This window comes from Streptomyces sp. NPDC047117 (assembly GCF_040643545.1).
Taxonomy (GTDB): domain Bacteria; phylum Actinomycetota; class Actinomycetes; order Streptomycetales; family Streptomycetaceae; genus Streptomyces.
Window position 1 is genome coordinate 139,201 of the sequence record NZ_JBEYUN010000018.1, and the last position, 21,053, is coordinate 160,253.

The 21,053-nt window shown below is 70.7% G+C and carries 17 protein-coding genes and 1 pseudogene; 8 read left to right on the forward strand and 10 right to left on the reverse strand.

All coding sequences use genetic code 11. The features are described 5' to 3' along the window. Window position 1: 1 nt before the first annotated feature. Together ABZ840_RS29645 and rutA are read left to right on the forward strand one after the other, a co-directional pair. Window positions 2-1,027 carry a YncE family protein gene (locus ABZ840_RS29645; RefSeq protein ID WP_361564391.1) on the forward strand — a complete coding sequence of 342 codons (1,026 nt, stop codon included), beginning with the start codon at window positions 2-4 and terminating at the stop codon, window positions 1,025-1,027. Window positions 1,028-1,156: 129 nt separating this feature from the next. Further along, window positions 1,157-2,250: pseudogene (gene rutA, locus ABZ840_RS29650) on the forward strand (pyrimidine utilization protein A). 15 nt (window positions 2,251-2,265) lie between these two features. Here rutA and ABZ840_RS29655 read toward each other — a convergent pair. The 4 genes from ABZ840_RS29655 to ABZ840_RS29670 are packed head-to-tail and all read right to left on the reverse strand — an operon-like array spanning window position 2,266 to window position 6,609. Then, window positions 2,266-3,492, reverse strand: coding sequence for a Gfo/Idh/MocA family oxidoreductase (locus ABZ840_RS29655; protein WP_361564394.1), 1,227 nt, complete (start codon window positions 3,490-3,492; stop codon window positions 2,266-2,268). Between the two features lie 6 nt (window positions 3,493-3,498). Further along, window positions 3,499-4,332: a carbohydrate ABC transporter permease gene (locus tag ABZ840_RS29660; RefSeq protein ID WP_361564397.1), complete on the reverse strand. Its 834-nt coding sequence runs from the start codon at window positions 4,330-4,332 to the stop codon at window positions 3,499-3,501. Then, window positions 4,325-5,314, reverse strand: a complete 990-nt coding sequence (locus ABZ840_RS29665; RefSeq protein ID WP_361564400.1) for a sugar ABC transporter permease — start codon at window positions 5,312-5,314, stop codon at window positions 4,325-4,327. The genes ABZ840_RS29660 and ABZ840_RS29665 overlap by 8 nt, the downstream gene beginning before the upstream one ends. Further along, window positions 5,314-6,609: a sugar ABC transporter substrate-binding protein gene (locus tag ABZ840_RS29670; RefSeq protein WP_361564403.1), complete on the reverse strand. Its 1,296-nt coding sequence runs from the start codon at window positions 6,607-6,609 to the stop codon at window positions 5,314-5,316. Before ABZ840_RS29670 ends, ABZ840_RS29665 begins: the two co-directional genes overlap by 1 nt. 306 nt (window positions 6,610-6,915) lie before the next feature. On the opposite strand from ABZ840_RS29670, the gene ABZ840_RS29675 reads away from it, so the two are divergent. Continuing rightward, window positions 6,916-7,401, forward strand: coding sequence for a VTT domain-containing protein (locus ABZ840_RS29675; protein WP_361564406.1), 486 nt, complete (start codon window positions 6,916-6,918; stop codon window positions 7,399-7,401). A gap of 23 nt (window positions 7,402-7,424) precedes the next feature. Here the strand turns inward: ABZ840_RS29675 and ABZ840_RS29680 are convergent, their stop codons facing one another. Together ABZ840_RS29680 and ABZ840_RS29685 are read right to left on the reverse strand one after the other, a co-directional pair. Further along, window positions 7,425-8,315, reverse strand: a complete 891-nt coding sequence (locus ABZ840_RS29680; protein ID WP_361564409.1) for a formylglycine-generating enzyme family protein — start codon at window positions 8,313-8,315, stop codon at window positions 7,425-7,427. Continuing rightward, the gene (locus tag ABZ840_RS29685; RefSeq protein WP_361564412.1) at window positions 8,312-10,675 is read right to left on the reverse strand and encodes an arylsulfatase; all 2,364 of its coding nucleotides are present in this window, start codon (window positions 10,673-10,675) and stop codon (window positions 8,312-8,314) included. The genes ABZ840_RS29680 and ABZ840_RS29685 overlap by 4 nt, the downstream gene beginning before the upstream one ends. Window positions 10,676-10,977: 302 nt before the next feature. Between ABZ840_RS29685 and ABZ840_RS29690 the strand changes: the two genes are divergently transcribed. From ABZ840_RS29690 to ABZ840_RS29700, 3 genes are all read left to right on the forward strand, one after another. Then, window positions 10,978-11,880 carry a LysR family transcriptional regulator gene (locus ABZ840_RS29690; RefSeq protein ID WP_361564415.1) on the forward strand — a complete coding sequence of 301 codons (903 nt, stop codon included), beginning with the start codon at window positions 10,978-10,980 and terminating at the stop codon, window positions 11,878-11,880. Window positions 11,881-12,141: 261 nt separating this feature from the next. Continuing rightward, window positions 12,142-13,572, forward strand: a complete 1,431-nt coding sequence (locus ABZ840_RS29695) for an MFS transporter (protein ID WP_361564418.1) — start codon at window positions 12,142-12,144, stop codon at window positions 13,570-13,572. A 192-nt stretch (window positions 13,573-13,764) separates the two neighbouring features. Beyond that, window positions 13,765-16,152 (forward strand): excinuclease ABC subunit UvrA, encoded by a 2,388-nt coding sequence (locus ABZ840_RS29700; protein ID WP_361564420.1) that lies wholly within the window; start codon window positions 13,765-13,767, stop codon window positions 16,150-16,152. A gap of 77 nt (window positions 16,153-16,229) precedes the next feature. Here ABZ840_RS29700 and ABZ840_RS29705 read toward each other — a convergent pair whose 3' ends face one another. The 3 genes from ABZ840_RS29705 to ABZ840_RS29715 all read right to left on the reverse strand — a co-directional run bounded on the left by ABZ840_RS29705 (window position 16,230) and on the right by ABZ840_RS29715 (window position 18,418). Beyond that, on the reverse strand, window positions 16,230-17,150 hold the full coding sequence (locus ABZ840_RS29705) for an ornithine cyclodeaminase family protein (RefSeq protein WP_361564423.1): 921 nt from the start codon (window positions 17,148-17,150) through the stop codon (window positions 16,230-16,232). A gap of 271 nt (window positions 17,151-17,421) precedes the next feature. Next, window positions 17,422-17,736, reverse strand: coding sequence for a hypothetical protein (locus tag ABZ840_RS29710; protein ID WP_361564426.1), 315 nt, complete (start codon window positions 17,734-17,736; stop codon window positions 17,422-17,424). Window positions 17,737-18,022: 286 nt separating this feature from the next. After that, entirely contained in the window at window positions 18,023-18,418 is a 396-nt protein-coding gene (locus ABZ840_RS29715; protein WP_361564429.1) for a DUF5997 family protein, read from the reverse strand. A gap of 145 nt (window positions 18,419-18,563) precedes the next feature. On the opposite strand from ABZ840_RS29715, the gene ABZ840_RS29720 reads away from it, so the two are divergent. After that, window positions 18,564-19,346, forward strand: a complete 783-nt coding sequence (locus tag ABZ840_RS29720; protein ID WP_361564507.1) for a LysR family substrate-binding domain-containing protein — start codon at window positions 18,564-18,566, stop codon at window positions 19,344-19,346. 118 nt (window positions 19,347-19,464) lie between these two features. Then, window positions 19,465-19,902: a hypothetical protein gene (locus ABZ840_RS29725; RefSeq protein ID WP_361564432.1), complete on the forward strand. Its 438-nt coding sequence runs from the start codon at window positions 19,465-19,467 to the stop codon at window positions 19,900-19,902. 80 nt (window positions 19,903-19,982) lie between these two features. On the opposite strand, the gene ABZ840_RS29730 is transcribed toward ABZ840_RS29725, so the two are convergent. Then, complete coding sequence (locus tag ABZ840_RS29730; protein ID WP_361564510.1) at window positions 19,983-20,546, reverse strand: TetR/AcrR family transcriptional regulator; 564 nt, start codon at window positions 20,544-20,546, stop codon at window positions 19,983-19,985. Between the last annotated feature and the right edge of the window lie 507 nt (window positions 20,547-21,053).

Below are 21,053 nucleotides of genomic sequence, written 5' to 3' on the forward strand. Positions count from 1 at the left end.
TGTGGCGACACGTCGTACGGTGATCAAGGCAGTGGGTGCCGGGGTGGTGGCGAGCGGGCTGGCCACACCTGCCGCGGGTGCTTCCCGGGCGGCGGAGGCCGACGTACTGATGGTGGTGGAGAAGGCCGGCCACGCGGTCAGCTTCTACGACACCGCGTCGGGGAAGCGTCAGGGGACGGTACGGCTGCCCGACTACCCGCACGAAATGGTCGTCGACTCGCGCAGACGGTACGCCTACGTCGGGCATTACGGCGTGCGCATGTCCTCCACCGTCGGCGAGGGCGGCGCCGCGGTCTTCGTCATCGACCTGGCCGAGCGGTCCCTGGCCCGCACGATCGACACCCGGCCGTTCAACCGCATTCACGGCATGGGCATCGACGCGCACGACCGGCTGTACGCCCTGAGCGAGGAGAAGGCGGTACTGCTCGGCTTCGACGCCCCCGCCACCGATCAGGCGCCGACCAGGGCGGTGCCCACGCACGGCGTGAAGACGCACTTGTTCAGCCTCAGCCGGGACGGCGAACGCGCCTATGTCACCGGGCTGCTGTCGCACACGGTGAGCCTCGTGCGCCCGCACGACGCCTCGGTCCCGCCCGTTCTGGCCACCCCCGGCCAACTGCCCGAGAGCAGCTGTCTGAGCCGGGACGAGAAGACCCTGTTCGTCGGGGCCCGCAAGAGCTCCTCGCTGGTGGCCCTGGACGCCCGCACCATGAAGGTACGGCGGAGCCGGAAGACGGGCGGAGACCCGTTGCGGGTCTATCCGCTCGATGACGAACGGCTGCTGGTGACGGACATTGTCGCCAAGACCCTCACCACGTGGAGCACCGACCTGCGGCCGCTCCGCTCCCTCCGCCTCGACGGCACCCCGTCCGCGGTGTCATTTCACCCCGACAGGCCCCTCGCCCACGTTTCCCTGTTGGACACCAACCGGATCGCCGTCGTCGACCTGGACCGGTTCGCCGTCGTCGGCGGCTTCGCCACGCAGCTGGAACCGGACGCTTCGGTGCTGCTGCCGGGACGGTCCTGAAGCGCGCGCCCCGGGAGGGTGAGTGACACAACTCCTGTGTACGTGGCGTTCGTACCGTCAACGCTTCGATCATGGCAGGGGGTCTCTGTGCGACCACCCCCGACCCGTCAAGAAGTGTCTAGGAGCGTTATGGATATCGGCGTCTTCATCCCCATCGGCAACAACGGCTGGCTCATATCGAAGAGTTCACCGCAGTACATGCCGACCTTCGAGCTGAACAAGGCGGTGGTGCAGAAGGCCGAGGAGCACGGGCTCGACTTCGCCCTGTCGATGATCAAGCTCAAGGGGGCTTCGGCGGTGACACGGAGTTCTGGGATCACTGTCTTGAGTCGTTCACGCTGATGGCCGGCCTGGCGGCCGTGACCGAGCGGATCAAGCTGTACGCCTCGACGCCGATCCTCGCGCTCCCGCCGGCGATCGTTGCGCGGATGGCGGCCACCGTCGATTCCATCGCCCCCGGGCGGTTCGGCGTCAACATCGTCACCGGCTGGGCGCCCGGGGAGTACGCGCAGATGGGCCTGTGGCCCGGGGATGAGCATTTCGGCAACCGCTACGACCGGGCCGTCGAATACGTCACCGTGATGAAGGAGCTGTGGAGCGAGGGCGTCAGCGACTTCAAGGGCGAGTTCTACGAGATGGACGGCTGCGTGCTGTCCCCGCGGCCGGCCAATGGCCACCTGGACATCGTCGCAGCCGGCCAGAGCGCCACCGGCATGCGGTTCGCCGCCGAGCACGCCGACTACAACTTCCTCCTGGGCAGCGGAGTCAACACCCCGCTCGCGCTCTCGGACACCACTGCCGCGCTCATGGACCAGGTACGGGCGACCGGCCGCGACGTCGGCGCGCTGTCGCTGTTCATGGTCATAGCGGCCGAGACCGACGAGGCGGCCCACGCGAAGTGGCAGGACTACCACGACAACGCCGACCTCGCGGCGCTGGCGTACATGGCGGGGGAGACGGCAGCGGACGCGACGGACGACGAGTCGGCCACCGCCCGGACCATCTCGCTGCCCGAGGGCGCCGTGAACTTCAACATGGGCACGCTCGTCGGCTCGTACGAGACCGTCGCGGGGATGCTGGACGAGGTCGCCGAGGTGTCCGGCACCAAGGGGATCATGCTGGTCTTCGACGACTTCCTCGAAGGGATCGAGAATTTCGGGACGCGCATCCAGCCGCTGATGAGGTCCCGGTCGGGGCGTGCGGTGGAGACACCTTCCCGGTAGTGCCGCGTGGCCCCGTCAGCCCTGGCCGCCCGCGAACCAGTCGGCCAGGTCGGGGGCGACACGCGGCACCGTGACGGGGCGGCCGTCGGCGCGCAGCGACTCCGTCGCGGCAACGCCGGCGGCGACCGCCTCGCGGGCGGCTACCGGGCTGGTGTCGGTCGGGCCTCCGGAGCGGACGAAGCGCAGGAACTCGGCGACCAGCAGCGGGTCGGAGCCGCCGTGCCCGCCTTCGCCGGGCGAGGGCATCGGGACGACGAGGTCGGCGTCGGCGCGGTAGCCGCTGCGGTGCTTCCACACGCGGACCTCGGCGGTCTCCCCGTGGTCGCCGAAGTTCTCCAGCCGGCCCTCGGTGCCGATGACCGTGTAGTTGCGCCAGTAGTCGGGCGTGTAGTGGCACTGCTGGTAGCTGGCGTGGATGCCGCCCTCCAGCCGCATGACCATCATCGAGAGGTCCTCGACGTCGACGACGGGGTTGAGGCCGGTGAGGGAGAGCGGGGGCCAGTTGTTCTCCGGGTCGTACCAGTCGGGCATGACGGCACCGGGGGCCTGCCCCGATCGGTCGGTGATGTCGCCGTAGACGGTGAGGCCGCCGAGCGCGGTGACGCGCTCGGTGTACGCGCCGGCCAGCCAGTGGATGACGTCCAGGTCGTGGGCGCCCTTCTGGAGCAGCAGGCCGGTGGTGTTGCGCCGGTCGGCGTGCCAGTCCTTGAAGTAGAAGTCGCCGCCGTGACCGACGAAGTGCCGGCACCACACGGCCTTGACCTCGCCGATCTCGCCGCGCTGGATGAGGTCGCGCATGACCCGCACCACCGGCATGTGCCGCATGTTGTGGCCCACGTACAGCCGGGTGCCGCCGGTGCGCGCGGCCTCCAGTACGCGGTCGCAGCCCTCGGTGGTGATGGCGAGCGGCTTCTCCACGAAGACGGCGACCCCGGCCTCCAGCAGGTCCACCGCGAGGGCCTCGTGGGTGTGGTCGGGGGTGATGACGAAGACCGCGTCGAGGTCCTCGGCGGCCAGCATCCGATGGTGGTCGGGGTAGACGTGGACGTCGTCGCCGAACCACTCACGGGCCCGGTCGAACATGCCGGGTGCGGTGTCGGCGGCGGCCACCACCACCGAGCCCTCGCCCGGGTGGTGGGCCTCCTTGGCGAGGGTGGCGCGCAGGCCGAGCCCGATGACGCCCAGTCGCAGGTCGCGGGTGTGCGGACGGTGGTCGGCCGGGGCGACGGAGGTGTCGGTCATGTGTGCTCAGCCCTTCATTCCGGAGAACGCGATGCCCTGGATGAACTGGCGTTGCATCGCGACGAACACCACGATCACCGGGAGCGTGGCGAGGAGGGACCCGGCCATCAGTACCGGGTACTCGGTCAGGTGGGCGCCCTGGAGGGAGGCCAGCCCGGCGGACAGCGGCATCTTCGCCGGGTCGGTGTTGACGATCAGCGGCCACATCAGGTCGTTCCAGGACCACAGGAAGGTGAGGATGCCGAGCGCGAGGAGTCCCGGGCGGGCCAGCGGCAGGGCGATGCGCCAGAAGACGGTGAAGGGGTTGGCGCCGTCCAGCCGCGCCGCCTCCTCCAGCTCCTCGGGCAGCCCCATGAAGAACTGCCGCAGCAGGAAGGTGCCGAAGGCGGAGAACATCCCGGGGACCACCAGCGCCTGCATGGAGTCCAGCCAGCCCAGGCTCTGCATGATCTGGTACTGCGGCAGCAGGAAGAGCTGGCCGGGCACCATCAGTACGGCGAGGAACCCGAGGAAGATGACCCCGCGGCCCGGGAAGCGGATGCGGGCGAAGGCGTACGCCGCCATCGCGCACAGCAGCAGCTGGGCCGCGGTGCGCAGCAGCGCCATCACCACCGTGTTCACGAACTGCTGCCCGAACGGAATCGCCTCGAAGACCTTCGAGTAGTTCGACCAGTCCCACTGCGCGGGCAGGATCGTCGGCGGTACTCGTACGGACTCGCCGAAGGTCTTGAAGGAGGTCAGCACCTCCCACACCAGGGGGAAGACGGTGATGACCGCGCCCAGCGTCAGCAGGACATGGGCGGGCCAGAGCCGCCCCGTGCGCGCAGGTGCCTTACGCATAGTGGACCCACCTCTTCTGCAGCCGGAACTGGACGGCGGTCAGCGCCATGATCAGGACGAACAGCACGCAGACGATGGCCGCTCCGTAGCCGCGCTGGTTGTCGAAGAAGGCCTTCTGGAAGAAGAGCATCACCACGGTCTGGCCCTCGCCGTAGGCCGGGTTCTGCAGTGAGTTCTGCGTATTGGCGCCGATGATCAGATACACCAGGTCGAAGACCTGCAGGGACTGGATGACCGACAGCACGGTGGTGAAGAACAGCGTGGGGCTCAGCAGTGGCAGGGTGACCGAGAAGAACTGCCGGATGCGTCCCGCGCCGTCGAGCGCGGCGGCCTCGTAGTAGTCGCCGGGGATGCTCTGGAGGCCGGCCAGCAGCAGGATCATGTTGTAGCCGACGGTCATCCACACGCCGACTACGGCCACCGCGAAACGGATGGTGTCCGGGTCGGACACCCAGTACGTTCCGTCGATGCCGAGCGTGGACAGTGCGTGGTTGAGGATGCCGACGTCGCCGTTGTAGAGCCAGCGCCAGACCACCGCGACCGCGGCGGGCATCGTGACCACCGGCAGGAAGTAGAACGTGCGGTAGACGCCGGTGCCGCGCAGGCCCTTGAGGTTGAGCAGCACCGCCAGCACCATCGACAGCGGGATCCCCAGGAGTACGAGTCCGGTGTAGATGCCGGTGTTGGCGAGCGACTGCCAGAACTCGGGGTCGTCCACGAGGGCGCGGTAGTTGGACAGGCCGATCCAGGTCGTCCCGCCGAAGGCGCCCCACTGGGTGAAGCTGTAGAACACCGTCTGTACGACGGGCCACAGGTAGAAGACGGCGAGGCCCAGCCCGGCCGGGGCGATCAGCGCGTAGCCCCACCACTTGTCCCGGTGCTGGAAACGGCGCTCGCGGCGGCGCATGTCCCGCAGGCTCACGGCGTCCGGCCGGGTGCGCTGTCCTGGTACGGCGGGTCCCGTACGTACGTCGAGGCTCATCAGGAGCGGCCCTTTCTCTCCTGCGCGAGAAGCTGATTCATCGCTGTGGTCAGGGAGCCGGTGGCGTCCTTGAGGCTCAGGTCGCCGCTCCATGCCTTGGCGAGCCACATCTGGTCCTTGTGCTGCCAGGCGGAGCTGTTGGCGGAGCTGGGGTAGGGCACCGCGTAGTCGAGCGCGTCCAGGTGCACCTGGAGGTCGAAGTCCGGCATGCCGGCGGCCCACGGTTCGGCGGTGCCGTTGCGCGCCGGGATGGCGGTGCCGTACTTGCCCTGGAGCAGCGAGGCGCGCTTCCCACTGAGGAACCGGACGAACTCCCGGGCCAGCTCGGGCTGCGGCGTGCGGGCGTAGACGACATTGGCCAGGCCGTGCAGAACGGTGGCGCGCCGCCGGCCCTTGGGCATCGGCGCGACGTCCACCTTGGCCCGCAGCTCGCGGTCTGCGTAGAACGTCGCCGCGTTGTACGACGCCTCGTACGTCATGGCCAGCGTCCCGGACTGGAACATCTGGGTCGGATCGGTGTCGGCCATCTGCTGCAGGGTCGGCGAGGCGCGGTAGCGGTGGATCAGGTCGATCCACAGCTGCAGCCCTTCGAGTGTGCGCTCGTCGGAGTATCCGGAGTGCGTCTTGTCCCGGGAGATGACGAAGCCGCCGGCCTGCGGTATCGAGTTGTAGTAGTTCTCCTGCTCGCGGACCGGGGCCCCGACGCCGTAGATCCCGCGCTTGCGGTCGGTGAGCCGCTGCGCGGTGGATATCAGGTCCTGCCAGGTCCAGGTGGCATCCGGGTAGCCGACCTTGGCCCGGTCGAAGAGCTCCTTGTTGAACCACAGCGCGACCGTGTCGAAGTCCTTCGGAGCGCCGTACTGGGTGCCCTTCCAGCGGTAGAGGGACATGAGGTCGGGCGGGAAGTCGGCGGGCCGCAGCACCGGGTCGGCGCCGTCGGTCTCCAGCGGGAGGAGCTGCCCGGCGTCCGCGTACATACCGAAGTTGGGGCCGTTCATCCAGAAGACGTCCGGAGCGGCGCCGCCGGTGCACGCGGTACGGAGTTTGGTCCAGTAGGTCCCGTTGGGGGTGAGCTGAACGTCGACGGTCACCCCCGGCCGGGTGCGCTCGAACTCCCGCGCCACCCGCTGCATGGCGGGTACCTGGTAGACGTCCCAGACGCCGTAGGTGAGATGGCCGCGCCGGGAGCCGCCGCCGGAGGCCGAGGGCGACGAGGTGGGGCCGCAGCCCGCCGCGAGCGGGACCGCCGCAAGCGTCGAGGCGGCGGCCGCCGAGAGGAGGGAACGTCTACGCACGCGGAGCCTTCCTGGGGGCGGTGCCGTGGCCCCGCCGCGGGGGAGAGACCGTGAAGACGGCGGAGGCCGTCCGTCGGAACGCCGTCCTCCTGCCGAGTGATCCGGACGCTATTTGCTCAAAGTTGACGCGGTCAAGGCTCTTTCAATCATCTTTACGCATCAGGGGGCGCCTGGGTGTCGCTTTCCACCGCTCGGTGCAGTGTGTCCGGGGTACGGGCGTTCGGTTAACCTGGCTGTGCCGGGTGGTTCTGGTGGGAGGCCGCGCCCGGCGGGACCGGAGAGGGTGAGACATGGAGACGAGGCGCCGTGGATAAGGTCGCGCTCACGGCCGCCGGTCTCTACGTCATCGTGCTGCTGCGGGCCGGCGGAACGTTCGCCGTCGGATGGCTGGCCGGCGCCGGCGCCAGGCGCAGCAGGTTCGCCGGGCGGATCTCCTCGGGCAAGTTCCAGCGCGTCGAGCGGGCGATCCAGCGGTGGGGCGCGCCGGTGGTGGCCGTCTCGTTCCTGACCGTCGGCTTCCAGACCGCCGCCAACTTCCTCGCCGGCAGTATGCGCATGCCCCTGCCGCGCTACCTCCCCGCACTGTTCCTCGGGGGAGCGGCCTGGGCGCTGCTCTACGCGACCGTGGGGCTCGGTGCGCTCGAAGTGCTGGCACGGCTCTTCGCCGAGCGGACGGCACTCGGTGTGACCGCGGTCGCCGTCCTGCTCCTCGCGGTGTGCGGCGTGGTGGTCCACCGGCGGCGGAGAAACGCCGCCCCGGTTCCGCACGAGGCCGCGGCCGAGGAATCCTGAAAGACCTGCCGGGCCTCACGGGGTCAGGGCATGTCGCTCGCGCAGCGGAAGCCCACGTTTCCAGTGGTGGAGTCCGGGGTGAGGGCCTGCCGGGCGGCGACCCGGTAGCGGCGGCAGTAGGACGCGTGGCAGAGGTAGGAGCCGCCCTTCGTGACGCGCTCGGGCCGGTGCGGCGCGGGCGAGAAGCGGTCGGCGCACCATTCCCAGACGTTGCCCGTGGTGTTGTACAGGCCGAAGCCGTTGGGTTCGAAGGCGGTCACCGGGCAGGTGCCGTACCAGCCGTCGGCCGCGGTGTTGTGGTGGGGGAAGTCGCCCTGCCACACATTCATCCGGTGCTGCCCGCCCGGTGCGAGTGCGTCGCCCCACGGGAAGACCTTGCCGTGCAGGCCGCCCCGGGCAGCGCGTTCCCACTCCGCCTCGGTGGGAAGGCGCTTGCCCGCCCAGACGGCGTAGGCGCGGGCGTCGTGCCAGTCGACGTGGAGGACGGGGTGGTCCGCGCGGTCGTCGACACCCGAGTGCGGGCCCTCCGGGTGACACCAGTCCGCGCCCTCGACCTGGCGCCACCACGGCGCGTGCACCACGCCCCGGGTCGGCGGGAAGTCGTCCGGGAGCAGCCCGGCGAAGACGAACGACCAGCCGGTCCGCTCGGCCGAGGTACGGTGGCCGGTGTCTTCGGTGAACCGCCGGAAGTCCGCGTTCGACACCGCGCAGGCGTCGATCCGGAAGGCGTCGACGGACACGTTCCGTACCGGGCCCTCGCCGTCGGCCGGGTAGGCGTAAGCGTCTTCGCTGCCCATCAGGAAGTCGCCGGCGGGCACGGTCACCATGCCCTCGGCCGACGCCGTGCGGGAGACGGGCCGCGGGGCCGGCGGCCGGGACTGTGCCCGGCCGCCGGACGGTGTGCAGCAGCTCACTGGGCCCCCATGACACGCCGGTGCAGTCCGCCGTCGAACGCGTCCGAGGGAGCGGCGGCGGCCGCCAGGTCGATGCGGACCGTGTGGACCGTGCCGGTGAACTCGTTGTCGATCACCGGGTAGTCGTCGGTCACCGGAGTGCTCAGGTCCACGCCGACGTTCAGCGTCTCGTCGAAGGAGAAGTAGTACGGGATGGTCTGCTCGACCCTGCCCGATGCCTGCTTCCGGCCGTCCACCGTGAGGACCGCCGTGCCGCCCTTGCCGAGTCCGCCGCCGTCGTAGTCGAAGTCGACCCGGACTTCGTGCCGCCCCGGGGACAGCGGATCACTGCTGCGCACCGTGTAGAGGTGCATCCCGAAGTAGTTGTAGACGTAGGCGGGCCGGCCGTCCGTGACGTACAGCGACCAGCCGCCGAAGCGGCCGCCCTGCGCGATGAGTACGCCCTGAGCGGCCCCCGCGTCCGGCACGTCGATGTCCGCTGTGATGCTGTGCGACCGGTTCTTGACGTTGGGGGTGGTCTCCTCGGTGAACCGCCGCATCCCGCCGCGGTACGTCACCGACGTCCGGTCGCCGAGCAGGTCGAGGCGGCCGGCCACGGCGGGGTTCTCGCGCTCGGTGACCCGGTCGTCCAGCGGGAAGACCTGGTACTTCGCCGCCTCGATCAGGAACAGGTCCTGCAGCTCACGGAGTTTGCCGGGGTGCTCGGCGGCGAGGTCGTGCGCCTGGCTCCAGTCGTGGGTGAGGTCGTACAGCTCCCAGGTGTCGTCCGCGAACCGGCGGCCCTGCGTGGGCACCATCTCCCACGGGACGCCGTGCCGGGTGACCGCCATCCAGCCCTCGTGGTAGATGCCCCGGTTGCCGCACATCTCGAAGTACTGCGTGCGGTGGCGTTCGGGCGCGTGCGGATCGGCGAGCGTCTCCCACATGCTCGTCCCCTCGATGGGCTGTTGCGGCACCCCGTCGACACTGAACGGGGCGGGAATGCCCACGCTGTCCAGGATCGTCGGCAGTACGTCGATGACGTGGCTGAACTGATGGCGGAGGCCGCCCCGCTCGGGGACGCCCCGCGGCCAGTGCAGGATCATGCCGTCGCGGGTGCCGCCGAAGTGCGAGGCGACCTGCTTGGTCCACTGGTACGGCGTGTTCAGCGCCAGCGCCCAGCCGGCCGGGGCGATGGGATAGCTGCGGGGGCCGCCGATCTCGTCGAGGTGCTCGGCCATCTCGTCCGGGTCGTCGACCACACCGTGCCCGAGCCGGTGCTCGACGAGGGTCCCCTCGATGCCGCCCTCGCCGGAGGCGCCGTTGTCGCCGAGGATGTAGAGGAACAGGGTGTTGTCCAGCTCGCCGAGCTCGTCGAGGGCGGTGACGAACCGGCCGACCTGCGTGTCGGCGTGCTCGGTGAACCCGGCGAAGGTCTCCATGAAACGGGCGGTGACGCGGCGCTGGTTGTCGGTGAGTTCGTCCCAGTGGGGGACGCCGTCGGCCCAGGGCGCGAGTTCCGTGTCCTCGGGCACGACGCCCAGCTCCTTCTGCCGCCGCAGGGTGATGTCCCGTTGCCGGTCCCAGCCGTGGTCGAACCGGCCGCGGTACTTCTCCTGCCACTCGCGGCCGACGTGCAGCGGAGCGTGCGCGGCACCGAGCGCAAGGTAGGTGAAGAACGGCCGGTCCGGGGTGAGGGTGCGCTGCGTACGTACCCAGTCGATGGCGTGGTCGACGAGGTCCTCGGAGAGGTGGTAGCCGTCCTCGGGCCGGCGGTCCGGCTCGACCGGCGTGGTGCCCTGGTACAGCAGCGGATACCAGTGGTTCATCTCGGCGCCCATGAACCCGTAGAAGGTGTCGAAGCCCTCGCCGGTCGGCCAGCGGTCGAACGGCCCGACCGCGCTGATCTCCCGCGGCGGCGTCTGGTGCCACTTGCCGAAGGCCGCCGTGCTGTAGCCGTTGCCCTGGAGTATCTGGGCCAGCGTCGCCGCGCTCCGGGGCCGGAACCCGTGGTACCCGGGCGCCGCGGTGGCCATCTCGGTGGTGCCGCCCATCCCGACCGAGTGATGGTTGCGGCCGGTCAGCAGGGCCTGCCGGGTCGGCGAACACAACGCCGTGACGTGGAAGCGGGTGTAGCGCAGGCCGTTCTCGGCGAGCCGTTCGGCGGCCGGCATCTCGCACGGCCCGCCGAACGAGCTGGAGGTGCCGAACCCGAGGTCGTCGACCAGCACGATCACCACGTTCGGTGCGTCCTCCGGGGGCGGTACCGGACCGACGGGCGTGAAGGGGGTCTCCTGGTCGTGGACGTCCAGCACGGTGGTCACCGGACGGCGCGCGTCCGGGCGGGGCAGGACATGTCGTCCGGCGTCGAACTCGGGCATGTGCTCCTCCTCCATGGGCGACCGCTCCGCCGGTCCGGATGGCTGCAGTCAGCCTCGGGCTGCGTCGCGTACCTGGTCAACGGGTGTCCCATAGCGCGCGCAGACCAAATATCCATGTGGCCGGTAGACAGCTTCTATGGCCGCAGGCCGGTGCCGTTCACGTACGGAGGCGGTGCCCCGGCCGGTACGACCCACGCACACTTCACCGTCGTACCCGCTGCATGACGGGAGGCTCCGGGGTAGCAACATGCCCGGGGCAAGCAGCTCAGTGAGCATCAGCGGTCCGCCACGATGGAGGCACGATGGAACGACGTCAGCTGGAGTACTTCATCGCCGTCGTCGACCACGGTGGATTCACCGCTGCCGCGCACGCGCTGCACGTCGCCCAGCCCTCGCTGTCGCACTCCATACGGACGCTCGAACGCGAGCTGGGCGGCAGCCTCTTCCACCGTCTGCCGCAGGGGGTCACCCTCACCTCGGCGGGCGAAGCCATGGTGGGGTCGGCGCGCCAGGTGCTGCGGGACTTCGCCACGGCGAAGTCGTCGGTCCGCGAGATCCTCGGCCTCAACGGCGGGCGGCTGGACATCGTTTCGCAGACGACCCTGGCGGTCGATCCGCTGGCCGGGCTGTTGGGCCGCTTCCACGCGATGTACCCCAAGGTCGGGGTGCGGGTGAGCGACGGGGAGCACGGCTCGGAGATCGTGCAGTCGGTGCGCACCGGGCAGTGCGAACTGGGGCTGGTGGACGCGTCGGCGAGGCCGACGAGGAGCGGTACGGTCGACGGCGCGGTGAACGAGTCGGACCTGTCCGGGATCGAGCTGCCGGAGCAGGAGATGCATGTGGTCCTGCCGCCGAACGACCCCCACCCGCACGCGACCACGATCGGCCTGCGGGAGCTGGCGGAGCGGGAACTGATCGTGACACCGCCCGGCACCGCCACCCGGGACACACTCGACGAGGTGTGTGCCCGGGTCGGCGTCGCGCCCCGCATCGTGGTGGAGACCACGCACCGCGCGATGATCGTGCCGCTGGTCCTCGCCGGCACCGGCGCGTGCCTGCTGCCCACCTCGATGGCAGCGGAGGCCACACTGCACGGAGCCCGCATGCTGTCCACCCGCCCGCGGCTGCTGCGGCGCGGCCGGCTGGTCTGGCGCTCCGGCCCCCTGTCGCCCGCCGCCCGCGCGTTCGTGGAACTGGCGGAATAGGAAGCGGGCCGGCGGTAAGGGAGCGGAGGCACGGCGTCGGCGCGAGGGGCCCGCAGGGGCCCAACTGGCGGGATAGAGCACGTCTACCGCGCACATTCACATTGGGTCTCGGGGGTTCGCCCGCACCTCGTTGACGGGCCCATGCCCGGATGCGACCTTTACCGGCCATGACAGCCGGCTGATCACACGGCGTGGTGCATGGACGCACTCGGCCCGGCGCCACCGGCCGCGTCGAAGCGACGCCATGACCCGGGAGACACCGTGAAGATCGATGCGATCGAAGAGGCGCCGCCCGGTGCCTTCCACCGGAAACTGCTCATCGCCTGCTGCGGCGGCCCGCTGCTCGACGGCTACCTGCTCAGCATCGTCGGCGTCGCGCTCACCGACATGACCCGAGACCTGGCGCTGAGCGGTTCCACCGCCGCACTGATCGGCGTCGCCGCCATCGTCGGGATGTTCTTCGGCGGGCTGCTGATCGGCCCGCTGACCGACGTCGTCGGCCGGCGGGCGATGTACACGATCGACCTGGCCGTGCTGCTCGTCGCGTCGGTGGCGTCCGTCGTCACCACCGAACCGTGGCAGATCATCGCCCTCCGCTTCGTGATCGGGTTCGCCATCGGCGCGGACTACCCCATCGCGACGGCGCTGCTCACCGAGTGGTCTCCCCGACGGCAGCGCGGACGCGCGCTCGGCTGGGTGATCATGGCCTGGTACCTCGGCGCGCTGGCCGCGTACCTGGTCGGCTACCTCATCGCGGTCGCCTTCCCGGAGGGCGGCTGGCGCTGGATGCTCGCCAGCTCGGCGGTGCTCAGCGTCATCGTCCTCGCCCTGCGGCACGGTACGCCGGAGTCGCCGCGGTGGCTGATCGAGCGGGGCCGCATCGACGAGGCGCGCGAGCTGATCCGGTCCGTACTGGGCAAGGACGTCGGCCGGGAGCAGCTGCTGGCGGCCCGTACCACCGGCATCCGGCACGGCAGCGTCCGCGCCCTCTTCCGCGGGATCTACCTGCGGCGCCTGGTGTTCGTCTCGCTGTTCTACACCTGCCAGGTGATCCCGATGTGGGCCATCTACATCTTCGGCCCGAAGCTGCTCGGTGCTTTCGGCTTCGACGAGGTGACGGTGGGCACGGTCGGCTCGGCGCTGGTGAGCCTGCTGTTCCTGGCGGGCTGTGTGCCGGCGATGCGCCTGCTGGAGACGGTGGGCCGCCGCCCGATGATCATCTGGTCGTTCGCGCTGATGGCGGTGCCGCTGCTGGTGCTGGGGCTGTGGCAGGACGCGCCGGTCGCCGTGGTGCTCGGGTGCTTCTCGGCGTACGCCTTCTTCGCGGGGGCGCCGGGCATCCTGGAGTGGCTCTATCCCAACGAGCTGTTCCCCACGTCCATCCGGGCCACGGCGGTCGGCCTGGTGGTGGCGCTCAGCAAGATCGGGGCCGCCGTCGGGACCTATCTGGTGCCGACCTCGCTGGAGCACTTCGGGGTGTCGGGCACGATGTGCGCGGGCGCGGCCATCACCGTGATCGGGCTCGTGGCGTGTCTCGCGTGGGCCGAGGAGACACGCGGACGCACCTTGGAGGACGCCAGCCTCGACGGGGCCGCCTCCGGCACCGCCACCGCCTCCGACTCCGCCGGTCCCGGCACCGATACCGGCACCGGCCCCGGCAAGGACCATTCGTCGGCCGACCCCGTGCGGTGACCGGCGGCCGGGCGGCGGTGTCCGGTGTTTTCATCAGTTTTCAGGGATTTTCGTGGTGGTGTTGGGTGGTTCCGGGGACGGCGGTGACGCCGGCGAAGGAGAATCGGGCGACCTGCTCGACGCCGGCCGGACCGAGCCGGGCGACGCCGACGGAGGCCGCGCGGGCGGCCCCGCCCCACAGATGGAGAAATGATGAGCAAGGCTCCGAGAACGGACACGCAGCCGCCTGCGCCGCACGCCGCCGACAGCCACGACGTGATCCGCGTGCACGGCGCACGGGTGAACAACCTCAAGGACGTCAGCGTCGAGATCCCCAAGCGCCGGCTGACGGTGTTCACCGGCGTCTCCGGGTCGGGCAAGAGCTCGCTGGTGTTCGGCACGGTCGCCGCGGAGTCGCAGCGGCTGATCAACGAGACGTACAGCGCTTTCGTACAGGGCTTCATGCCGACGCTGGCACGGCCCGAGGTCGACGTGCTCGACGGGCTGACGACCGCGATCATCGTGGACCAGCAGCGGATGGGCGCCGACCCCCGCTCCACGGTCGGTACCGCCACCGACGCCAACGCGATGCTGCGCATCCTCTTCAGCCGCCTCGGCAAGCCGTACGTCGGCCCGCCCGGCGCGTTCGCGTTCAACGTGCCGTCGGTCTCGGCGTCCGGTGCGATCAAGGTGGAGCGCGGCGCCAAGAAGGCGGAGAAGGTCACCTTCAACAAGGTCGGCGGCATGTGTCCGCGCTGCGAGGGCCGGGGCTCGGTCTCCGACCTCGATCTGGCCCAGCTGTACGACGACAGCAAGTCGATCAACGAGGGCGCGTTCACCATCCCCGGCTTCACCGGCGGCGGCTGGAACTCGCGGCTCTACGCGGAGTCGGGCTTCTTCGACCCGGACAAGCCGATCCGTACCTTCACCAAGCGGCAGCTGCACGACCTCCTGCACCGCGAGCCGACCCGGATGAAGATCGCGGGCATCAACATGACCTACGAGGGGCTGATCCCCCGGATCCAGAAGTCGATGCTCTCCAAGGACAAGGAGGCGATGCAGCCGCACATCCGGGCCTTCGTGGAGCGCGCGGTCACTTTTGCCACCTGCCCCGACTGCGACGGCACCCGGCTCGCCGCGCACGCCCGCTCCTCGAAGATCAAGAAGCTCTCCATCGCCGACGCCTGCCACATGGAGATCAGAGACCTGGCCGAGTGGGTGCGCGGCATCGAAGAGCGGCCGGTGGCGCCGCTGCTCACCGCGTTGCAGCAGACCCTCGACTCTTTCGTCGAGATCGGCCTCGGCTATCTCTCGCTCGACCGGCCCGCGGGCACGCTCTCCGGCGGTGAGGCGCAGCGCGTCAAGATGATCCGCCACCTCGGCTCCTCGCTCACCGACGTCACGTACGTCTTCGACGAGCCGACCGCCGGCCTGCACCCGCACGACATCCAGCGGATGAACGACCTGCTGCGCAGGCTGCGGGACAAGGGCAACACGGTGCTCGTCGTCGAGCACAAGCCGGAGGTCATCGAGATCGCGGACCATGTCGTCGACCTCGGCCCCGGCGCCGGCACCGGAGGCGGCACCGTCTGCTTCGAGGGCACCGTCGACGGGCTGCGCGGCAGCGACACCGTCACGGGACGCCACCTCGACGACCGCTCCTCGCTCAAGGACGCGGTGCGCGAGCCCACCGGCGTCCTGGAGATCCGCGGCGCCGCGGTGAACAACCTTCAGGACGTCGACGTGGACATCCCGCTCGGCGTCCTCACCGTGATCACGGGTGTCGCCGGCTCCGGCAAGAGCTCGCTCGTGCACGGGTCGGTCCCCGCCGACCTCGGGGTCGTCTCCGTCGACCAGAGCCCGATCCGCGGTTCGCGACGCAGCAATCCGGCGACGTACACCGGGCTGCTCGACCCGATCCGCAAGGCGTTCGCCAAGGTCAACGGCGTCAAGCCGGCGCTGTTCAGCGCCAACTCCGAGGGCGCCTGCCCCACCTGCAACGGCGCCGGCGTCCTCTACACCGACCTCGGGATGATGGCCGGGGTCGCCAGCACCTGCGAGGACTGCGAGGGCAAGCGGTTCGACGCCTCGGTACTGGAGTACCGCCTCGGCGGCCGCGACATCTCCGAGGTGCTCGCGATGTCCGTGGCGGGGGCCCTGGAGTTCTTCGCCGAGGGCGAGGCGCGCAACCCGGCCGCGCACAAGGTCCTCCAGCGGCTCGCCGACGTCGGGCTCGGCTATCTCACTCTCGGCCAGCCGCTCACCACGCTGTCCGGCGGTGAGCGCCAGCGCCTGAAGCTGGCCACGCACATGGGGGAGAAGGGCGGTGTGTACGTCCTCGACGAGCCGACCGCCGGCCTCCACCTCGCCGACGTCGAGCAGCTGCTCGGCCTGCTCGACGGGCTCGTCGACGCCGGCAAGTCGGTGATCGTCGTCGAGCACCACCAGGCGGTCATGGCGCACGCCGACTGGATCATCGACCTCGGCCCCGGTGCCGGCCACGACGGCGGCCGGATCGTCTTCGAGGGCACCCCCGCCGACCTGGTCGCCGACCGCGCCACCCTCACCGGCCGGCACCTCGCGTCCTACGTCGGCGCCTGACCGGACCGCCGCGCTCCGGCCGGCGGCCGGAGCGCGGCGGGCGGTGTGTGGGGGCAGGCAGTGAGGTGGTCAGGCGATCAGGCCAGGAACTTGTCGGCCAGCAGGCGGGCGATGGCCCAGTCCTGCATGGCGACGCCGACGGACTTGAAGACGGTCCGCTCGCCCCGCGGGGCTTCGGGCGCGGACAGCGCCGTGCCGAGTTCGGTGAGGCCGTCCCGGGTGAGGCTGCCTGCCTCGATCGCGTGGCGGATCTCCCCGGACTCTTCGAGGATGGCGTCGAGTTCGTCGATGACCACGGTGCTGTGCGCGAGCAGCTCGTCGGGCAGCTCGCGCATGGTGGGGCGGAACGAGCCGATGGCGTTGACGTGGACCCGGGCCGGCAGGGCCGACGCGGCGAAGAGCGGGTCGGTCGTGTTGGTGGCGCAGCAGACGATCTCGGCCTCGCCCACCGCGGCCGCCACGTCGGCCGAGGTACGGATGTGCGTACCGGGCAGCTCCGGGGCCATCGACTCGGCGAGCTTCTCCGCGCGGCGCGGATCGGTGGCCACCACGGTGAGTTCGCGCAGCGGCCGTACGGTGTGTACGGCGCGGACCTGGTCGGGGGCCTGAGCGCCCGCCCCGATGAGGGTCAGGCGGCCGGCGTCGGCGGGGGCGAGGAGGTCGGTGGCGACCCCCACGGCGGCGCCGGTGCGCAGGGTGGTCACCGCTCCGGCATCGGCGACCAGGCTGTCGACGCGGCCGGTCTCCGTCCACACCACCGTGCCGGTGATGGCGGGGGTGCGGTCGAAGTTGAGGCTCAGTGTCTTGATCATGGCCGAGGCGGTGGCACGGTGATGCGCCGACATCACCAGGAACTGCCCGTCCCGCAACGCGGTGCGGGTGGGCATCTCGAACTCTCCCGCTGCCAGGTCGAGGAAGCCGGCGCGCACCGCGTCGATGGCCTCGCGCATGGTGACGGCCTCGCGGATCCGGGAGGGGCCGACGGTGATGGTCTGCATGGGGGGCTCCGCATCGTCGTGAGGTCTCTCCACCGGGCCGGCGGCGGGGAAGCCGGTCCTCCCCGCCGGGCGGAGAGCGAGCAGGTGGCGAGCGTAAGGCATGACCTGGTCGCGGGGGAGTTACCCCGGCCCGGCGGCGAAACCACCTCGACGACCTCGGCCACCTCGCGCGAGCGGACGCCACGAGGGCCGCCCCCACCCAGCCGTACGGCGTCCGCGCGGATGGGTACGGCGTCCGTGCGGCATTCGTACGGGGTGGGGCGGCCCGTGGTCACTGGCCGATGCGGGAGATTCCCTGCGAGATCTGGGCCATGCCGTTCATGATGGCCTGTCCCAGCCCCGTCGGGGCGATCAGCACGCCCAGCACCAGCGCGAGCAGAATGACCACCGTCTGATCGATCCGGCTTCTGGCCTGGACACGGCGGAACAACAGCAGGACGAGGATGATGGCGAGCACAAGCGCCACACTGACCGTCAGCATCCAGCAGGCCCTCCCGTCAGGAAAGAGCGTCCTTCGCTTGAAGGTGTAGCTCGTGACGGGCGGCGCGTCGGCTCCCGTGCCGACGGTTGGCGACAAAGCGCTCACCTGGCCGGATTCCTCGGGTGGGCCGGCGATGCGTACGGAACGCGTACGGACAGGGCCCCGCATCTGGTGCGCGTCGCCCGGACGGGTCGACGGGGCGGGCGGCGGGGCGGCCGGTCAAGAGGCGGAGGGCGACATCTTCCGATCGGCGCGAGGGGCCGCCGTGCAGTAGGCCGGAGGATGCGGCGGTACGGCGCGGACGCGGACGTCCGCGCGACCCGGCGGGCGGACAGATGTACCGGTCCGCCCGCTCAGGTGCTTCCCGCCCCGGCGGTGGGGCGGGGGTGGCTCAGCTGTCCTGCTCGTTGCGCTGGGCGTTCTTTTCCTTGATCCGGATGGCTTCCTTGCGGACCTCGGCCTGGGTGGCGCGCTCCTTCTGCAGCCACTCCGGGTTCTCCGCCTTCAGCGCGTCGATCTGCTCCGTGGTGAGGGCCTCGGTGACGCCGCCACGGGCCAGACCCGAGATGGAGACGCCCAGCTTCGACGCGACCACGGGGCGGGGGTGCGGGCCGTTGCGCCGCAGCTCGCGCAGCCACTCGGGCGGCTCGGCCTGGAGTGCGTTCAGCTCGGTGCGCGAGACGACACCCTCCTGGAATTCGGCGGGGGTGGCCTCGAGGTACACACCCAGCTTCTTCGCCGCGGTGGCGGGCTTCATGGTCTGGGTGCTCTGGTGGTGCGACGTCATGGTGACAAGGGTATCGAGCGTGTGCGCCACCTCTGACCACGACCGGTAGCCTGGCGTAGTGACAGGCTCGGAAGATCTTCCCTCGGTACCCGCCTCGGCCCCTTCGGCGCCGCCCGCGGCGTCCCCCTCGTTCCGGCTCGCGTACGTGCCGGGCGTCACGCCGGGCAAGTGGGCGAAGACGTGGAACGAGCGGCTGCCCGACGTACCGCTGGAGCTCCTCCAGGTGTCCGCCGCCGAGGCGCCCGGCATGCTGCGCGGCGGTGGCGCCGACGCCGGTTTCCTGCGGCTCCCGGTCGACCGTACGGACCTCAGCGCGATCCCCCTGTACACCGAGCAGACCGTGGTCGTGATCCCGAAGGACCACCTCGCGGCGGCGTTCGACGAGGTGTCCGCCGAGGACCTCGCCGACGAGATCCTGCTGCACCCGCTCGACGACATGCTCGACTGGGAGCAGCCGCCGGGGCGCCCCGCATTCGAGCGCCCCGCCACCACGGCCGACGCCATCGTCCTGGTGGCGGCCGGGATCGGCCTGCTCGTCGTCCCGCAGTCGATCGCCCGCCTGCACCACCGCAAGGACCTCACGTACCGGCCGGTCACGGGCGTCCCGGAGTCGCAGGTCGCGCTCTCCTGGCGGGAGGACGCGACGACCGACATGGTGGACGACTTCATCGGCATCGTCCGCGGCCGCACGGTGAACAGCACGCGGGGCCGCCGTGCCGCGGAGGAGCAGAGCAAGCGCGCCGACAAGGGCGGCGCCCGGCAGAAGTCCACGGCGGCCAAGCCGGCCGGCAAGGGCGGCCCCCGCCGCGCCGCAGGCAACACCAAGGGCGGCAACACCAAGGGCGGCGCCCCCAAGTCCGGCAAGCACGGCGGAAAGCCGGGCAGCAGGCAGGGCGCCAAGGGAAGCAAGCCCCGCCGCCGGTCATAGCGGAGCGGGGCCCAACACACCCCAGGCTCAAGCGCCCTCGGCTCATTCGCCCTTTCCGTGTCTCCCCTGTAACATCTTGAGCATTGTGAGTAGTCCCATGCCTCGGAAGCATGGGTACATGGCAGATGAACGTTGCGTCCATGAACTCGTGGTCGGGCAGTGCACGGACTGCGCACCGGTGCCCCGGGGGCTCAGCGCCCGGGTCTTCATCACCGGCGGAGGATCGGTCTTCCACCGCTCCACCGCATGCGAAGGGCTGCTGGAAGGCCAGCGCAAGGCCCGCCGCTTCGGCCTGGAGAACCACACACCCGAGAACATCGCCCTCGCCGTGGCCCTGGAGAAGGGCAAGGGGGCCTGCATCTTATGCTTCCCCGACTACCGCCCCACGCCGACCGCCAAGCGCTGCCTGGTACGGGTGAACGGCGCCTGGGTCCCGGGCCTCCTGACCCAGTGGCGCCAGGGCCCCGACCGCCGCTGGTCCGGCGTGGTGCGATACGCCGTGAACGGCGAACAGGTGACCACAACAAAGGACCAGGACGAACTCAGGCCTGCGTAACAGCCGTTCCGACCGGCGGGCGGCCGGTCGGTCGCCCGGTTGGTCGGCGCGGGCCCGCGCCCCGGCTCGGTCGCCCGGCGCTACTCGCCGCCCGTCCCCGGTGCCCCCGCGCGGAGGCCGGACATGATGAGGTCCAGGAGGCGGGCGGAGCGGGTGTGCCAGTCGCTGTGCGGGTCGATCTGCCAGAGGCCGGCGATGGCGAGAAGGAAGTCGTCGGGGGTGATGCCGGGGCGGATGGTGCCGGCTTCCTCGTTCGCCGTCAGGAGGAGGGTGATGGCCGAGGTCAGCGGGGCGTGGCCGAGTCCCGCCAGGCTGCCGCGCGAGCAGGTGGCCTTGCGCATCGCGTCGGCGAGGCCGGCCTTGGCCATCGCGTACTGGGCGAGGCGGTCCATCCACTCGCGCAGGGCCCGGTCGGGCGCGCGGGTGGCGAGCAGCTGGGCCGCGGTGTCGGCGACCTGCTGCACCTCGTAGCGGTAGACCTCCAGGACGAGGGCCTCGCGGTTGGGGAAGTTGCGGTAGAAGGTGCCCTGGCCGACGCCCGCCTTCTTGGCGATCGCGCTGAGCGGGGCGTCCGCCGAGTGCGTCAGCTCCGCGAGGGCCACTTCCAGGATGCGCTCGCGGTTCCGCTGGGCGTCGGAGCGCAGCGGCGCGTCCTTCCGGGCCCCGGGCTCCGCGGCCCCGCAGGCCTCCGCCGCCGCGTCCGCTTCCGGCAGCGCCGTCGCATCCGCGCAGGCCGGCGGCGCGTCCTGCGCGTCCTTCCTCCGCTGCACTCGTCCTCCTTCCCGAATCGCCGTCGGTTGTAGGGAATTACCCCGGAACGGCCTTGCTAAGCGGACAGCTGTCCGCTAAGTTCAACGCTTACGGACAGTTGTCCGCTTAGGTTCACCATAGCGGCAGACGCGGTCGGCGGGGGCGATCGGCGGCTGGCGCTCCCCGGCCCGCGTCCGTCGCGTGGGCCCCGGCCGCGGACCACCTGATGCGGCTCCCTGTACTGCCACCCCCATTCCGGACCGTCCGAGGACCGCCCACCATCACCCCCACCTCACACCGCGAAGCCCGAGCCACCGCGCCCGAGCCACCTCGACATCGTCCCCTCGACATCGCCGCCTCGACATCGTCTTCCCGGGCCAGTACGTACGTATCCACATGCG

Excerpts from the sequence above, each read along its gene's own strand:
- ABZ840_RS29655 (WP_361564394.1), bottom strand. The coding sequence starts at position 3,492 with ATGACCGACACCTCCGTCGCCCCGGCCGACCACCGTCCGCACACCCGC.
- ABZ840_RS29660 (WP_361564397.1), bottom strand. The coding sequence starts at position 4,332 with ATGCGTAAGGCACCTGCGCGCACGGGGCGGCTCTGGCCCGCCCATGTC.
- ABZ840_RS29665 (WP_361564400.1), bottom strand. The coding sequence starts at position 5,314 with ATGAGCCTCGACGTACGTACGGGACCCGCCGTACCAGGACAGCGCACC.
- ABZ840_RS29685 (WP_361564412.1), bottom strand. The coding sequence starts at position 10,675 with ATGCCCGAGTTCGACGCCGGACGACATGTCCTGCCCCGCCCGGACGCG.
- ABZ840_RS29690 (WP_361564415.1), top strand. The coding sequence starts at position 10,978 with ATGGAACGACGTCAGCTGGAGTACTTCATCGCCGTCGTCGACCACGGT.
- ABZ840_RS29700 (WP_361564420.1), top strand. The coding sequence starts at position 13,765 with ATGAGCAAGGCTCCGAGAACGGACACGCAGCCGCCTGCGCCGCACGCC.
- ABZ840_RS29705 (WP_361564423.1), bottom strand. The coding sequence starts at position 17,150 with ATGCAGACCATCACCGTCGGCCCCTCCCGGATCCGCGAGGCCGTCACC.
- ABZ840_RS29715 (WP_361564429.1), bottom strand. The coding sequence starts at position 18,418 with ATGACGTCGCACCACCAGAGCACCCAGACCATGAAGCCCGCCACCGCG.
- ABZ840_RS29725 (WP_361564432.1), top strand. The coding sequence starts at position 19,465 with ATGGCAGATGAACGTTGCGTCCATGAACTCGTGGTCGGGCAGTGCACG.